The 16,785-nt window shown below is 42.5% G+C and carries 10 protein-coding genes; all 10 read right to left on the minus strand.

Annotation, left to right across the window (positions count from 1 at the left end; genetic code table 11):
- Positions 1–55: 55 nt before the first annotated feature.
- Positions 56–2,539 (minus strand): site-specific recombinase, encoded by a 2,484-nt coding sequence (locus JMX18_RS02975; RefSeq protein ID WP_201583770.1) that lies wholly within the window; start codon positions 2,537–2,539, stop codon positions 56–58.
- A gap of 217 nt (positions 2,540–2,756) precedes the next feature.
- The gene (locus JMX18_RS02980) at positions 2,757–4,541 is read right to left on the minus strand and encodes an acyl-CoA dehydrogenase C-terminal domain-containing protein (protein WP_201583773.1); all 1,785 of its coding nucleotides are present in this window, start codon (positions 4,539–4,541) and stop codon (positions 2,757–2,759) included.
- A gap of 234 nt (positions 4,542–4,775) precedes the next feature.
- The gene (locus JMX18_RS02985; RefSeq protein ID WP_201583776.1) at positions 4,776–6,056 is read right to left on the minus strand and encodes an extracellular catalytic domain type 1 short-chain-length polyhydroxyalkanoate depolymerase; all 1,281 of its coding nucleotides are present in this window, start codon (positions 6,054–6,056) and stop codon (positions 4,776–4,778) included.
- A gap of 93 nt (positions 6,057–6,149) precedes the next feature.
- The gene (locus JMX18_RS02990) at positions 6,150–6,572 is read right to left on the minus strand and encodes a CopG family transcriptional regulator (protein WP_201583779.1); all 423 of its coding nucleotides are present in this window, start codon (positions 6,570–6,572) and stop codon (positions 6,150–6,152) included.
- A 275-nt stretch (positions 6,573–6,847) separates the two neighbouring features.
- Positions 6,848–8,641 (minus strand): acyl-CoA dehydrogenase C-terminal domain-containing protein, encoded by a 1,794-nt coding sequence (locus tag JMX18_RS02995; RefSeq protein ID WP_201583782.1) that lies wholly within the window; start codon positions 8,639–8,641, stop codon positions 6,848–6,850.
- Between the two features lie 445 nt (positions 8,642–9,086).
- Complete coding sequence (locus JMX18_RS03000) at positions 9,087–10,766, minus strand: sensor domain-containing protein (protein ID WP_201583784.1); 1,680 nt, start codon at positions 10,764–10,766, stop codon at positions 9,087–9,089.
- 204 nt (positions 10,767–10,970) lie between these two features.
- Positions 10,971–11,867, minus strand: coding sequence for a 16S rRNA (uracil(1498)-N(3))-methyltransferase (locus JMX18_RS03005; protein WP_201583789.1), 897 nt, complete (start codon positions 11,865–11,867; stop codon positions 10,971–10,973).
- A 231-nt stretch (positions 11,868–12,098) separates the two neighbouring features.
- Positions 12,099–12,956: a methylenetetrahydrofolate reductase [NAD(P)H] gene (gene metF, locus JMX18_RS03010; RefSeq protein ID WP_201583792.1), complete on the minus strand. Its 858-nt coding sequence runs from the start codon at positions 12,954–12,956 to the stop codon at positions 12,099–12,101.
- Positions 12,957–12,973: 17 nt separating this feature from the next.
- Positions 12,974–14,398 carry an adenosylhomocysteinase gene (ahcY, locus tag JMX18_RS03015; protein WP_201583795.1) on the minus strand — a complete coding sequence of 475 codons (1,425 nt, stop codon included), beginning with the start codon at positions 14,396–14,398 and terminating at the stop codon, positions 12,974–12,976.
- Positions 14,399–14,775: 377 nt separating this feature from the next.
- Positions 14,776–16,740 carry a TonB-dependent receptor plug domain-containing protein gene (locus JMX18_RS03020; protein WP_201583798.1) on the minus strand — a complete coding sequence of 655 codons (1,965 nt, stop codon included), beginning with the start codon at positions 16,738–16,740 and terminating at the stop codon, positions 14,776–14,778.
- Positions 16,741–16,785: the final 45 nt, after the last annotated feature.

A 16,785-nucleotide genomic window follows, 5' to 3' on the forward strand; every position in this document is an offset into this window, starting at 1 on the left:
CGTGCGCAAGTTAAGTTATCATAAAGCCCTTTGTTTCTATCATAATCAGACAGCCTTAATTAGGAAGCTTAGGCGGCTTCTTAGGTTTGGGTAAAGGGTTTTTTGCCTCTCCAGTAGTTTTACTGTCAGCTTCTTTGTTGCCAGCTGTACTATCAGAGATATTGTCGCTGCTAGTAGCTGGCGTTTTACTGGTTTTATCGTACTGAATATTATCGCTATAAGGCTGGCTATTAAGCTCCTCATCGTTTAAACCATCATCTAGATCTATAACTCTTTTGGGGACGCTTGTATGGGTGGCTCGTCCTTCATAGTTAACGCCACTAGCATCGAAGCTGGTTTCACTACTTTTGGGCTGATTGTCATAATGGATGTCAAGATTGGCCTTTTCACTCTTAGCATGAGCTTGGATGGACTCAGGTGATATTTTGACATCGGACAACCGCCGTACTACATAGTTATTCGGTAGCGGTGCCGCTCCTTGATGAATCGAGCTATCGTCAAAAATCATATGCCCTCGACTGTCAATACGAGCATACTTCATAGGTTTTTGCCGTGGCCAAAAAAAGTCAGAAGGGTGGCTGATAGCATGGCCAAAGATCAGCCTAGTCAGGCGTCCCCATTCAAAGAAGCGTACCTCTTTTGAGCGTAGTGCGACAAACAGTGCGAGCGAGAAGCTTACCATCAAGTTGACTATACCAATGAGTGCCACACCAAGTATCGATACTAAAATAAGACTCCAGCTCAGCTCTGATGTTGATAAATTGAATAATCCATGTGCTAAGTTGGCTGAAGCAAAGGCAATATGGCGAATATCAATTGGCAAGCCAAATAAGTAGCCGATAGTAGCGGTACTACCCAAGAATACCCCGAATAAAAAATTACCCATTATTGCCCCAAGGTTAGCCTCTACAAAGACACCTAAACGTTGTAGCCATGATTTTGGTAATAAGCGCTGGAGTAGCCAATGACGATGAATGCGTGCGCCAATACGATTATAGACTGCCAAATTATCATAATAACCCGCAATCAAACCCGCCAAAAACAAATAGACGCCAGCGATAGCAGCGTGGGGTAGAGCAAGTGAGCGAAAAGGGTCAAGATCATGTAGTAAGCTTGCAGCCTTAGTATCATCAACCATAGGTACGCCGTTATACTGCAGCCATGCGAACGAGATCATAAGGGCTACTGGGATAGCGACCATAACGTTACCCATAATCGCAATAAATTGGGTACGCAAAATATCAACGACCAATTCTGAAAGCTTAGTCAGTTGATGGGACTTTTTGCCTGAGCCATCCGATATTGTTGAGGCAATAGCGGCGGCAGTCATAGCAGGCTGCTTGGTTGCGACAGTACCATGAATGATATGAATAAAGACAAAGCCTAATCCGTAGATCATACTGTTTATAAAGGCTTTACCCATCGGTGCTAGCGCTAAGTGATAAGCCAGTATTTTAATAGTGGCCATAAAAGCAATAACCAAGCCGCCGATAGAGGCTTTTTTGAACATTTTGCGATAACCGGCTTCATCAGTACTGATATAGTGCTCGCCAACCCGGCTGGCGTTATCGGTAACCTTACGTGATAATAGTTTGGTATTGTTATCAATGAGATAACCAATACTATAGCGGCGCTGGGCTGTCGTTATGAGGGTCTGCACCAGCTCAATAATAGCGCAGTCACGCTTATGATCATCATCTGTCACCAGCTCAGTCAAAATGCGCATACGTTGTAGACTTTGATCCAGGCGCAGCATCATGTTAGTCAGACGAATAGAGATACCAGTTTTGTAAATGCGTTTGCGTACCGTAGCTACAATATCTTCACATTGCTCAAGCATAACCAGTAGCGGTGCTGCATCAACCTCATGATCAGGCGTGACATCTGTTAAGGTGTCAAGCTCGTGCGCTTGCCGGTATTGATTAACGAACAAGACCGCTTCTTGGTTTTGCGCCACAAAGGAGGCTGAATAGTTGAGTATTTGCGGATAGGACTCCATCAGATCAGGGTGTAGTCCGATGCCGCTAATACGATAAGATAAGATGATGATGGCATTTAAAATACTGTTCTTGGCAGTAGCTACTAGATGTAAGTGATTGTCCTCAACTTTGAGCAGTTCGACAAGTTTATTCCACTTGTCTTTTTCAATATTGGCAAGCCAACGTTCATCGGAAGCATGGTCAAATAAATAGCCAACCAAGTCAACTACGGAATCATCTTGTGGCAGCAATGGTAAGAAGCGATGACCAATCAAACGGCGTAAGCTACTAAAAAAGCTCTCGTCTGACATGATGCCGGTATCAGTATATAGCGCAATCTGACGATATTGAATAATAAGTTTGAGCACAAAGCTGGTTAAGCCGTCGGCATACTCAGGATGTTGATGTAAGGTATCAATGAGCGCTTGTACTTTCTCATTAGCCAGTACAGGTGCCTTTTCAGTTACCCGTAATTCATCGATCAAGCGCTTGAGTACCGAAGGATCTGGTATGTCGCTGAGCGCAGTAATCTGCTGTAAAATATGTTTTATATCTGGCACAGTGTAGCCTTCATCTGAGTGATAGCGCTGATCTAGTTATTATTGTTTATGACTGCTCAAAAACAATACTTGAGTTATTTTAGTCGGAACTTGGGGATGATAGTTGATTATTTTGTTAGCAGTTATTTTTAATAGGCTCTTTGAGACAAAAAAAGGACAGATATTATCTGTCCTTTTTATTACTTTTTAAAGATTTTGCCAATCAGCAACTATATAGTTAGCTGGCTGGTACATCAAAGTAATCAAGATCAAAGTCCATCATTGGGCCACTACCTGCCTGTACCATCTGCACATGAGCGTCGATACGTGGTAGTACTCGGCCTACGAAGTAATCTGCAAGCTTGGCTTTATTGGTATAAAACTCGCCTTGCTTACCATTAGCTGCTTCGACCATCAATGCAAACATATAGGAGTAGCATAAATAACCAAAGGCATGCATATAATCGACAGCACAGCCATTAATTTCGCTCTTACGCACACCGATGTTAGTTAGTACCGTTTCAGTGAGCGCTTCGATTTTATCAGCAGCGTCTAAAGTCGCCTGTTTGATACTATGATCTGCTTGCATAGCGCCGACAAAGTCACGAATTTCAGCTAAGAAATGGGTGATATATTTACCATTATTACGAGCAACTTTACGGCCTAATAAGTCAAGCGCTTGAATACCGTTAGTACCTTCATAAATTTGCGCAATGCGCGTATCACGAACGATTTGCTCCATACCCCATTCGCGTACATAACCGTGACCACCAAAGACTTGTTGACAATCAATAGTGGCTTCAAGCGCTTTATCAGTCAAAAATGCTTTGGCAACAGGAGTTAGTAGAGCTACACGAGCTGCGGCCGCTTTTGCCGCTTCAGGGTCGGTACTAAACTTTTCTTCATCAAGGTTTTTGGCCACATACATTGCAAAGCAGCGTGAAGCCTCGCTATTGGTTTTAGCGTTCAATAGCATACGGCGTACATCAGCGTGATGAATAATAGCATCCGCAGGCTTCTCAGGGCTTTGCAGCTGAGTATCACTACGGCCTTGAGCACGATCATTGGCATAAAGCGCTGCATTTTGATAAGCCAGCTCAGTACCGCCTAGGCCTTGCAGACCCATGGTGACACGCTCATAGTTCATCATAATGAACATGGAGGCAAGACCGGTGTTCTCTGCACCAACCATCCAGCCTTTAGCGTCATCAAAGTTCATCACACAAGTGGCTGAAGCTTTGATACCCATTTTATGTTCAATAGAACCAACGGCTAAGGTGTTGCGCTCACCCAAACTACCGTCTTCATTGACTAAGAATTTAGGTACTACGAATAAAGAAATACCCTTTGAGCCCTCAGGAGCATTAGGTGTTTTTGCCAATACTAAATGAATGATATTTTCAGTTAAGTCGTGCTCGCCGCCAGTGATAAAAATCTTGGTACCGGAGATCTGATAGCTTCCATCATCATTAGGGACGGCTTTGGTTTTGATAATACCTAGATCCGTACCTGCATGCGGTTCAGTTAGACACATAGTGCCCGACCATTCCCCATTATACATTTTTTCTAAATAAGTCTGTTTTTGCTCTTCACTGGCGGCAGCATTTAGACAAAGGGTAGCGCCAACAGTAAGGTTAGGGTAGAGGGCAAATGATTGGTTCGCGGTAAAGACCATCTCCTCAGTCAGCATGGTAACCATTTTAGGGAAGCCTTGACCGCCATACTCAGAATTACCGCTCAAGCCCACCCAGCCTGACTCTGCATACTGCTGGTAAGCTTCTTTGAAGCCGGTAGGGGTCGTTACTACGCCGTCGCCTTCAAAGGTGGCGCCTTCTTCATCGCCACTGCGATTAATAGGCAATAGAACATTTTTGGATAGCTTGGCCATCTCTTCTAGAATCATATCGACAGTTTCCATGTCAACATGGGATAAATTATCGTTATTTTGCCAGAATTCATGGGCTTTAAAGACATCCGTTAAAATAAAACGCATATCATTAAGGGGAGCATTGTAGACAGCCATAGTTGGTCCTTTGATTGGAATAAAAAAAAGTTTAGAAAAATAAAAATCTTTGTTTTTCTTGTTGATGTATGAGCATCTAGTAGCTAAAGTTTAGCAAATTAGGGTTCAAGCTTGTGTATCTCTTCGTGAATAGTGCGTGCAATAAAAGTTGGTGATTGCTCTTGTATTGCTTAAAATAGTTTAGGTATAGCACAACTTTAACGTAATTTGGTGTTATAAACCTGATATTATAAATTAATGACTTAAGAAAAACCGCAGCATCTCCTTCGAAGCATCGGGGCCGTTTGGATCAGTATAAGATCCGGCGCTACTGCCACCTGACCAACTATGTCCAGCACCATGAATCTTCCAATACTTCAACTGACTATTGCCTTTATTATCACGAATTTCTAGCTGCGTACTACGACGATTTTGTTTGGAACCGCACTGATGCTGCTGAGTGTTCAAATCAGACTTTTGCGCTTGTAGACGCTGTTTTGCTTGCTCAAAGATTTGCTCACCATTGCGGATACTGACGGTATGATCTTGATCACCATGAAGTATAATCGTCGGTACAAACTTACCATTTTTCGTAGGACTTGAACTAGCAGAGCTGCCTTTACGCATTGCCATCATTGCCGACGGCAGGTCAGTAGCACTACGATAAGCCAAGCCTGAATGCACGCCAACCGCCGCATAAAGATCAGGATAAGCCTCTGCCATGATAATCGCCATAGCAGCGCCCGCCGATAGCCCGGCAACATATACCCGTGATGAGTCCACTGCGTAGTCTTTAATAATAGATCTGGTCAAGGCTGCCAGCCATGCAGGCTCGCCTTGGCCTTGATGTTGGTCGCTAGGTTGAAACCAATTCCAACAGCGATTCGGATTGGCAGAAGTGGGCTGAGAAGGATAAACGATCAGGCATTGGTTTTCTTCTGCCAGCTCGTTCATGCGTGTACCTGTAGCAAAATCTTCTGGCGACTGCGTACAACCATGTAGCATAACTATTAAAGGTAATGATAAATCTTTTTGTAGCGCTTGCTCATAACTTGCTGGAATATATAGTCGATAGCTATGATTGCCTTGCGCAGATTTAAGCGTGCCTTTAAGGAACTGTGCATTAGCAGGAATATCAGGTTCGCTATGTGTAGTAGCGCCGCTACCCAGAGCGCTGAGATCCATTGCTGCGGGCAAATCCAGCTTAAAATCCTTCATTTTATCGGCAATATCTTGCAACGTATCAGATAGCTTATTAAATGGTTCGCTAGAGGGTTTATCTGTGCTTACTGGCTTCTCTTTATTGGTAGATTTAGCTGTTTTGGCCGCACTGTCTTCTAGCTTTGGCTTATCAGGCGTGACGTCTTTCATCGTGTTTGTATTAGCATCAGTATTGGTATCGGTATTATTGTCTGCTGCGACTCCATTCAAGTTGCTTTGAATCAAGGTAGTAGCTTCTTTTAGTCGGCCTGCCTTCATCAGCTCCATCGCTTCTTTGAGATGCGGCGGGGTTTTGCTAAATTTTGAAAAATCCATGGGTCGTTTTCCATTGTTTAATTGTTTGTTTAGCTATTTATTTATAAATAATCGCTTGGTATGAGGTTTAAATAGAGTAGTAAGTGCAAATGTTTAACCCATTTTGTCAATCAATACCGCTTTAATCTCAGGACTTGCTTGCAGCACGCCTAACACCGTAATGCTGGCAATAGTAGCCTCTACCAGCTCTGGAGTGACGTCGGCGGCGATGGTCGCTAGACCTAATACTTGAATATGCAGTTTTTCATTGCGCTCTTGCACCGCTTCAAGATCAGCGCGGCTATAATGACGTAGTCCTAATTCTAAGGTTTTACGAGCGACGGTTTGACTTACTACATCTGCATGAGTGGAGAGCTGATTGCGTATGGCCGTGCGAATAAAGTCAGTACGATTAGAATAAAAACCTTCTTGCACCATCAAATCAACTTGTCCAAGATCGACATAGCCTAAATTAATAGTGACCTTTTCGGTGTCGCCTGCTCTGGTGCGAATAGGCGTTATATTGTTGTTAGCCATTATGGGCTCCTTACTTAAAACAGCTTAATTGATTAATTATACTCCAATTAGAATCCATGTGGAGTATATTTTGAGTTATTAATAATAAATTATTTAAATTCCACACTGAAATTTTTAAATTATCCTATTGGAAACTCTATAAATCTGCACCTTAATGTCAAATATTAACTAGCCGTAGCATCGAAAATCGGTCAGACCATACCAAAAAAATCGGCGACACACCTAAGTATGTCGCCGATAATAAAATCAGGGTAACGCTTGATTTATGCTAGTAATTAAAAAGCAAATTGATCTACATCCATACTCATGTACGGCTCAACACCGGTGCTGATGCGCTGTACGTGAGTAGTGGTACGTGGCAGTAATTTGGCAAAGTAGAACTGAGCGGTCTTGATTTTGGCATCATAGAATGCTTGCTCGCTAGTGCTTTCGGAGATTGCTGTTTGGGCAACCAGTGCCATACGTGCCCATAAGTAGGCTAGAGTGACATAACCACTGAAGTACATATAATCGACTGCAGCGCCGCCGACAGCTTCTGGATTCTCGGTCGCTTGCATGCCGATGCGTGAGGTCAAATCACCCCATTCTTTTACATGCTTCGCTAATGGACGAATAAATTGTCCCATCTCGTCGTTGTCTTTGTGCTCTGCGCAGAACGTTTGAATGATTTTTACAAAGTTAGCGAGCAGTTTACCTTGAGAGCCTAGTACTTTACGGCCTAATAAATCAAGGGCTTGAATCTCAGTAGTGCCTTCATATAGGCAAGCGATGCGAGTATCACGAACATTTTGCTCCATACCCCATTCGCTGATAAAGCCATGACCACCGTAAACTTGCACACCGTGGTTGGCCGCTTCAAGACCGGTTTCGGTTAAGAATGCTTTGGCAATTGGCGTTAATAATGACAGCATTTGATCGGCGAATTTTAACTCATCACCTTCACCTTTGGCGACAGTATCAGCAAAGTGTGAAAGGTAGTACACCAGTGCACGACCACCTTCTGCAAAAGCCTTTTCGGTCAATAGCATGTTACGGACTGCAGGATGAACGATAATAGGATCCGCTACTTTATCTGGAGCTTTGGCGCCTGACAATGAACGCATAGCTAAACGATCTTTAGCATAAGTTAAAGAACCTTGGAACGCATACTCTGCCGCAGTCAGGCCTTGAACTGCTGTACCAATACGAGCGACGTTCATAAAGGTAAACATGCACTGTAGGCCACGGTTTTCAGGGCCAATCAGATAGCCAGTGGCACCATCAAAGTTCATCACACAAGTGGCTGACGCTTTAATACCCATTTTGTGTTCAATAGAACCACAAACAACGTTATTATTCTCGCCTAAGCTATTGTCTTCATTGACCATTACTTTAGGGACGATAAATAATGAAATGCCTTTAGTTCCAGCAGGCGCGCCCGGTAGGCGAGCTAAAACGATATGAATAATGTTATCGGCTAAATCATGCTCGCCTGCTGAGATAAAGATTTTTTGACCAGTGATACTGTAGGTGCCATCATCATTAGGCTCAGCCTTGGTACGGATAATACCCAAATCGGAACCGGCATGTGCTTCAGTTAGACACATAGTACCAGACCATTCGCCAGTGACCATTTTCTCTAAATAAGTTTGCTTTTGCTCGTCAGTACCATGATGTTCGATGGTTTGAATAGCACCATGTGACAATCCTGGATACATAGAAAATGACCAGTTTGCCGTACCGACCATCTCATTAATAACGGTAGATAATGAAAAAGGCATATTTTGACCGCCAAACTCTTCTTCAGCAGACAAAGCAGGGAAGCCAAGCTCGCAGTATTCTTTATAAGCTTCTTTGAAGCCTTTAGGCGTAGTGACTTTACCATTGTCAAAATGACAACCTTCAGCATCCCCACTTTGATTGAGTGGCGACAGCTCGTTTTCTGCAAAGCTCGCTGCCATCTCGAATAAACTGTCCATTAGTTCACGATCTGCTTCTTGAAACGCGGGAAGACTTTTATAATGATTTTCACTATCGAGCAGTTCATGCATAACAAATTTGATATCGCGTAAGGGTGCTTTGTATTGCATAGATTCTTGTCCTTTTTTGGTAGGTGACCAACAGCCCTTCGATGACCATAGTCATAACTAAGGCAGTGCTAGCGCTGTATAGGTAGTAACTATGTCCATATCAGTTTTATCTATAATAATAGACACTACTACAGGTCAGATAAAATAATAAGGTTAAAAAATTGAAGGAGTAATAATAGTCTTTATAAACTCGCCTTAGAAAGATAGGCGTTCATTGGAGATTATACAAGTTTGGTCATAATACTGATAAGTCATGAACCTGCCTTGCATCAATAGTAGCAGCAACATTAATGAGTAAAATATTATGAAATAAATATAGAGATGCAGAGCTTAAGGTAAGCTTGCTGTTTTTGTGATTAAAACTTAGAGCAGAGATTAAAGAGGATACAAAGCAGGTATAAACGTTTGGAGGTAGAAGAGGTAATTATTAATGGATAAAAAAGAATTAAGCCAACATAGCAGTAGCGACATCAGCGGCAACAGGTCGACTAAACCAATAGCCTTGACCGTATTTACAGCCCATTTTTAGTAGTAAGTCACGTTGTGACTCAGTTTCTATCCCTTCGACAATAATAGTCATATTAAGCGCCGCTGCCATATCTATAATAGCTTTGACAATAGTCTGCTGGGTAGGGTTGCTTGTGATATCTGTGATAAAGCTTTTATCAATTTTGAGACAATCAAAAGGAAATTCTTGCAAGTAACTGAGGGAGGCATATCCGGTGCCAAAGTCATCAAGTGCCAAAGTCGCTCCTAGCTGTTTAAGCGCTATTAATTGCTGTTGAACACTGTCATGGCGTAACATTAGTGAAGTCTCGGTCACTTCGATGTGCAGCCGATCGGGAGCAATATGGTAGCGCTCGAACAGCCTAGTAACGAAGCCTAAAAAATCAGGATGACTAAATTCAGCAGCATCAATATTGATACTGATGGATTGATCAAAACCTCGGGCTCGCCAATGTGAGAGTTGCTGGGTGACCTCAGTAGCCATTTGACAAAATAGTTCAAAGGATAACTTATACTTTACAATAGCGTCGATAAAAGATTTAGAGGTCAATAAGCCGCGAGTAGGGTGGCGCCAGCGCACCAATGCTTCAAAACCAACGATTTTACCACTTTCTAATGAAAATTTAGGCTGATAATAAGGTTCAAACTGATTGGCTGCTATCGCTTGGCGCAGCTCAGATTCTAACTGGATATTGTCTAACGTGATATTGTTTAGCTCATCACTATACCAGCAAATATCATCACCGCCTTGCTGTTTAACATAGTGCAATGCTTTTTCAGCTTTATTCAATAGGCTATTTAGTTGAGTACCGTTTTTGGGATAGTAGCTTACCCCAACGGATATATGCAAAAAGACACTATTGCTGTCTATAATAAAAGGGCGTTCACACATTTGCATCAAGCTATCAAGCTGATGACGAACCAAGTTGGCATCTTTAGACTCAAATAATAAGCCAAAATCATCCCCACCAAAATGTGAAAAACATAACAGATTCTCAAGCTCAAGACTGTCAAGACGGTTGACAAACTTAGTGATTAGAATATCGACCTTATCTTGCCCAAAATTATTGATAAGGGTGCGATAGCGATCGATATTTAGGCGAATAATGATCACTTCTTGGTAGCTGTCCAGAAGTACATCATTACTTTGACTCAAAAATACTTTACGATTAGGTAAGCCTGTCAGCTGATTGTAGTTCAGTAAATGAAGGACTTGTTGCTTGTCTTTAGCAGCTGAGGATATATCGCGCATAGTACCAATATAAAAAATGTTATTTTCGATATTAGTTTTTTTCAAAGTAACCTGACAATTAAGGGTATTGCTAAAATGATTGGTCATAGTAAAGCTGTTTTTATAAATCCCCTTATCGTTTAGATTGTTAGAGACATCCTCTAGCAGCATACGTTCGTGCTCTGATAAAAACTCTGCAGCATAAACACTAAGGGGGCGACCAACTAGGAAGTCGTTTTCATACCCAACCATCTTTTCATAAGCAGGATTGACTGCGATATATTTTAGCTGAGCATCTAAGATAAATACTGCTTCTTCAAGCTGCTCATAGAGCTCAATGAATAACTGGTGTTGAATGCAATCTGAAAGTGGCGAGAAAATAGTCATAGTACGCACTCACAAGCTCATAAATAATTTATAAAAGTATCAAAGAGAGAAACAAGCTAGTACTTGCAATAAAGTGAATATAATTTAAATTTATATGTTAAAAATATTTAAATAAAAATAATATATATTGTTTCTACTAATAGCAAGTAATGCTTCTATATTATTAATAAGCCCTTTTTTATTCTGCTAACGTTTTAAATAAGTTCAGCTAAGGGCGTGTAAGGTTGCTAGAGCGACAACAGGGGCCGTCTCTGTTCGTAGAACCCGAGACCCAATTTGCCACGCTGCAAAACCAGCGGCGTCAGCTTGTTGGCGCTCCTCATCACTAAGCCCTCCTTCAGGTCCGATTAACAACTCGATATAAGGCTGCCTTTGAGATAGAACAGCTGATAGGCTCTCAGGTATAGTAGGTTGGCCGCTGGCAGGAACGCTCAGCTGTAGACGCAAGTTTGCCTGAGTATTTAAGATATGATAGTAGGGATCAGCGCTGAGCGATTGAATGGTAGGACTAACTGGCAAAGCCTTATTTATAGCATCGTTTATAGTTTCAGAGCACAACTGCTGTAACCAAATACTGATAGGCAAAGGAGATAGAATGAGCGGCGGTCTATTTAGGCCGCACTGCTCACAAGCGGCAATGGCGACTTGCTGCCAATGAGTGAGCTTTTTGTCTACTTGCGTAGGTTTTAGATTAACTTCGCCATGATGACTGCTTAACAGCTGAATCGCGGTTACCCCAAGCTCAGTGGCCTTTTGAATAGCATAGTCCATTCGATCGCCACGACTCATAACCAGCCCAATTTTGCTTATGATAGGTGCGGTACGATCATCATCATGGTGCGCTAATAAAGTAACGGTGGCTTGTTTTTTACTAATGGCATTCAGCTGCACTTGATATTCACCGCCAAAACCATCAAACAAAATCCCTTGCTCACCAATATTGGCACGCAGGACGCGGCACCAGTGATGCACAATGCTTTCTGTAAGCTCAAAGCTGCTACCGATAGCCAAACTACTCAGCTTTGGGCGTTCAATCGCCTTATTGTTTAGGTTATCCTTGCCGTTACCTTGGCTATCTACCGCATAAAAAAAACGTCGCACTTTTTATTATTCCTATTTTATACTCAATAATTCTGGTTAATATCATAACAGAATATGAGCTTATGTTTACTAGTCTCATCCTTACTGCGCTACCTTTATTAAAACAAAGTCATTAAAGCAAAATCATTTTTAAGTGAAAAGTCTAAATAAAACCCATAAAAAATGGCGCTCCTAGGAACGCCAACAGATTAGAACAAAAGGATGTTTTTATATAAGCGATGCATTAAATTACTAAGACAACTCAGTAACCAAACCTAAAGCTTCTACTAGGCTCTTATTAGGCTCAACCTTATTCATGCTATAAAAATGCATGGCTGGCACACCCTCGCTGATTAAGCGATCACATAAGCGATAAACCACGTCAAAGCCGAACTCGCGAATAGCTTTACGATCATCGCCAAAGTCCGTCAGTTGTTTGCGTACATAACGAGGAATATCAGCGCCGCAACTATCGGCAAAACGCAGCAGATTGCTAGAGTTGGTAATCGGCATAATACCAGCGACTAAGGGCTGAGCCCCTGTATCGATACCTCGGGACTCCAGTGTGTCACGCAGATAAAGGTAGCTATCGGCGTTATAAAAAAACTGAGTAATCGCTGAATCTGCCCCAGCTTGGAACTTATTAACCAAGTTGTCGATATCAAACTCAAAGCTACGCGCTTGCGGATGCATTTCAGGATAAGCGGCGACTTCGATACGGAAATGATCACCTGAGTGCTCACGAATGAACTTCACCAAATCAAGCGCAAAGGGCAGCTCGCCCATTCCCACTTGACCTGAGGGTAGATCACCCCGTAGCGCGACCAAACGCTTGATGCCTAAGCTTTTATAAAGCTCAAGCAATTCAGCAATCTCATCTTTATCATCGCCAATACAGGACATATGAGGCGCCACTTCAGTATCGCTGCGCTCGATCAATGCTTTTACGATACCTAAGGTACGCTCACGAGTTGAGCCACCGGCACCATAAGTGACCGAAAAATACGCTGGCGACAATTTATTAAGCTCATCAAAGGTATTGAGTAGCTTCTCACCGCCTTGTTCAGTTTTGGCAGGGAAGAACTCAAAGGAGAAAGCCGGCTTACTCATAGTCGCAGTCCTTGGTATTAGTATTTGTATTCATCAGGCTTGAATGGTCCTTCGACAGGCACGCCTAAATAGTTGGCTTGCTCTTCGGTAAGCTTGGTGAGCGTACCGTTGAAGCCTGCAACCATAGCCGCAGCCACTTCTTCATCCAGCTTTTTCGGTAATACTTTGACGTATAAGTTATCAAAGCGATCATCAATAGGCAATTCAGCGAACTTCTCTTCAAACAAATACATTTGGGCCAGTACTTGGTTGGCAAATGAGCCGTCCATTACCCGTGATGGGTGACCAGTAGCATTGCCCAAGTTTACTAGGCGACCTTCAGCGAGTAGAATCAGGTAATCGTTCTCATCGTCTGAGCGGAAGATTTGATGCACTTGCGGTTTAATCTCAACCCAGCGCCAGTTGTCACGCATAAACTGAGTGTCAATCTCGGTATCGAAGTGACCGATGTTACAAACGACAGCGCCCGGTTTTAATGCCGCTAGCATGTGTTTGTCACAGACGTGATAGTTACCGGTAGTGGTGACTATCATGTCAGTATCTTGGAGCAAACGGGTATTGATGCTGTCTGCACCGCCAGTATTGTCACCATCGATATAAGGGGAAAGCACTTCATAGCCGTCCATACACGCCTGCATCGCACAGATGGGATCAACTTCTGATACCCGCACAATCATACCTTCTTGACGTAAGCTTTGCGCTGAGCCTTTACCCACATCACCATAGCCGATGACTAGCGCACGGCGACCAGCGAGGAACATATCGGTAGCACGTTTGATAGCGTCATTTAAGCTATGACGGCAACCGTATTTATTGTCATTTTTAGATTTGGTGACCGCATCATTAACGTTGATAGCTGGTACTTTTAGGGTACCTTGTTTGAGCATATCGACTAAGCGATGCACGCCAGTGGTGGTCTCTTCAGAGATACCATGGATGTTATCGAGCATTTGCGGATAGTCATCATGAATGAGCGCGGTTAAGTCGCCGCCATCATCTAGGATTAGGTTGGCATCCCACAGCTGGCCAGATTCTTCGCCGCCGACATGCACTTGTTGACGTAGGCACCACTCGTACTCTTCTTCGGTCTCGCCTTTCCAAGCATAGACAGAAATGCCAGCCGCAGCAATAGCCGCCGCAGCATGATCTTGAGTTGAAAAGATATTACATGAGGTCCAGCGCACTTCAGCACCGAGCGCAATTAAGGTCTCGATAAGGACAGCGGTTTGAATGGTCATGTGGATACAGCCAGCGATCTTAGCGCCTTTAAGGGGCTGCTGGTCCTGGTAACGACGACGCAAGCCCATCAAGGCAGGCATTTCGGCTTCAGCAAGGGTGATTTCACGGCGACCGTAATCAGCAAGGCTAATATCGGCGACTTTGTAGTCAGTGAAAGAGGGGTCGATCGTATGGGCAGATTGGCTAGTAGACACTGCGTCCATAATATGCTCCTATCAGTTAATAGATAAAAAGAATAAAAACGCAGGTGCCGTTATTTGCACTGTCGCTGTTCACTAATGTGAGTATTTGACAGTTAACCGAGCCTAACATAAGAAGGTATTAGCGTGATAATAGCGCTTAAATACAAAAATAACTTCTGATGGTGCAACACCTCTCGGAGGGTCATTATTGTAATATATAGAGCTGCATTTGTCACCTGCGTATTGTCATTTAACGGTATGATAAAATTGCGCTAGTGTGAATATTCAATACCTACTGGTGAAAGCAAGACCCTATTAAAATACCACCATATAAAAAAGGTCATTGATAATCAATGACCTTTTTGGCTGAGTAGGTAAGTTTGATATTCAGATTAAATCTAATACCAGTTATAAGTTAAAGACGTGAAAAAGTTAGTGCCGTCGGTGTTATAACCGGGGGCTGTTACGTATTTCTCATTAAACACGTTATTTAAACGCGCTGACATAGATAAATTTGGGGTTAATTGGTAGTTGCCACTGATATTCACCAAATTATAGCTATCGACTTTTGTAGTATTAGTAGTGTTGTAGTAATAATCATCGACATACTGATATTCAGCACGGATATCTATATCTGATAGCTTATAACCCATATAAATTAAACCTTTATGCTCGGGACGAATGGGTAAATAGTTGCCATCAGTCGCTTTGCCGCTATCATCTTTCGCTTTTTGATAGTCATAACTTAAACCAAATAGATAGTTATCGATATTCCAATCAGAGGTTAGCGTAACTCCTTCAATCTTGGATTTATCAATATTGATGTTTTTACCATAAGGGTATTCGGGGGTATTAATACCATCGCTAGCAATAAGGTCTTCAACTTTATTGTTGTATCCCGTCAAGCGCGTAGATTGCAGTAAAGTGTCATATTCAATGAAGGCTTCGTAGTTATCACTGGTTTCAGGTTTTAGATTTGGATTACCTCCCCAACTGGTAGGGCCAAATAGTTGAGTAAAAGAAGGGGCGCGGTACCCTTTAGCATAGTTTGCCCCGACGCGTAACTCAGGAGTGAGGCGATAAGTGGCGCCTAAGTTATAAGTGGTTTCATTGTCAAAATCAGAATAATCATCATATCTAACATTGGCTTGAGCATCTATATTGTCTTTAGATAAGATATACCCGAGATAACCACCCGTAACTTTACGGTCATCGGCTGCATAAACACTTGAGTCTAACTCTTGCTTTAGGTGCTCAATGCCATAAATAGCAGTACCAACCGGTAACTTATAATCACCCGTTAAGTTGATCTGCTGTTGCGTGGTATCATATTTATCTGGATTGCCTATCTTAGATTCATATTCATAGGTAGAAGAGTCGGCAACACTATATCCATAAGCTAGCTTAGCTGTTTTTTCAGCATCTTGGTACTGGATATATGCGCTAGCAACCCCGTTTTTTTGATCAACATAAGCGTCAGGTAAGGCTGTTTCTAGCTTTTCATAGGGCGGCTCCCAGTTATACTGATCCGCTGAATCAATATCGGTGGTAGAGTCAGCATATAAGCCACTAACACCTACCGTGACCGCTTCATTCACCTTTTGGTTGAGATTCAAACTATAGTTATTGCTCTTAAAGCCATCATCGTCTTTATTATAACCATAGCCATCGGGAGCAACGGCGCTAAAACCCTTGGTTTCGTTACGGCTTGCCGATAGACTCAAGCTTGTACCTTGATCGTTTCTGAACTGTGCAGTGGCGCCATATACATAATGGTCGTGAGAGCCAGCTCCTACGGTTACAGAAAATTTATTTTGTTCAATGTTAGCACCTTTAGTAAATATCTGAATAACGCCGCCCATAGCATCTGCCCCATAAATACTTGAGCCTGATGCGCCATATAACACTTCAATACGTTCCACTTGATCAGCAGGTAATAAACTTAATGCTGCACCGCCATCATCGATAGAGCTATAACGTATGCCGTCAACTAACACCAAAACTTGTCTTTTGTCGTAACCACGAACATAGAAATTACTAGTAGTTCCCATACCGCCGTTAGAAAAATGGCTAAATCCTGGTTGACGAGAAATCACATCGACCACCGTTTGACCTTGATAACGCTGTAACTCTTCACTATCAATAACGCGAGTTTGAGCAATAACGTTGCTGGTTTTAGTCGGTGTACGGGTAGCGGTTACTACTATCTCATCAAGCTGAACTTGTGGTAGCCTATTTGCTTCAAAGCTATCAATATTATTGACAGGGGTTGCTGCTATCGCAGTATGAACGGCGCATAACCCAAGGATACTGACAACAGATGATCTAAGATAAAAGCTTGCGGACGAGCGTGATGACACCATAATTGATTCCAAATTTACCAAGTTAAAAAACACAAAACAGCAGGT

The sequence above is a fragment of the Psychrobacter jeotgali genome, assembly GCF_904846315.1.
Lineage (GTDB): Bacteria > Pseudomonadota > Gammaproteobacteria > Pseudomonadales > Moraxellaceae > Psychrobacter > Psychrobacter jeotgali.

Excerpts from the sequence above, each read along its gene's own strand:
- metF (WP_201583792.1), bottom strand. The coding sequence starts at position 12,956 with ATGAGTAAGCCGGCTTTCTCCTTTGAGTTCTTCCCTGCCAAAACTGAA.
- JMX18_RS02995 (WP_201583782.1), bottom strand. The coding sequence starts at position 8,641 with ATGCAATACAAAGCACCCTTACGCGATATCAAATTTGTTATGCATGAA.
- ahcY (WP_201583795.1), bottom strand. The coding sequence starts at position 14,398 with ATGGACGCAGTGTCTACTAGCCAATCTGCCCATACGATCGACCCCTCT.
- JMX18_RS02980 (WP_201583773.1), bottom strand. The coding sequence starts at position 4,541 with ATGGCTGTCTACAATGCTCCCCTTAATGATATGCGTTTTATTTTAACG.
- JMX18_RS03000 (WP_201583784.1), bottom strand. The coding sequence starts at position 10,766 with ATGACTATTTTCTCGCCACTTTCAGATTGCATTCAACACCAGTTATTC.
- JMX18_RS03020 (WP_201583798.1), bottom strand. The coding sequence starts at position 16,740 with ATGGTGTCATCACGCTCGTCCGCAAGCTTTTATCTTAGATCATCTGTT.
- JMX18_RS02985 (WP_201583776.1), bottom strand. The coding sequence starts at position 6,056 with ATGGATTTTTCAAAATTTAGCAAAACCCCGCCGCATCTCAAAGAAGCG.
- JMX18_RS02990 (WP_201583779.1), bottom strand. The coding sequence starts at position 6,572 with ATGGCTAACAACAATATAACGCCTATTCGCACCAGAGCAGGCGACACC.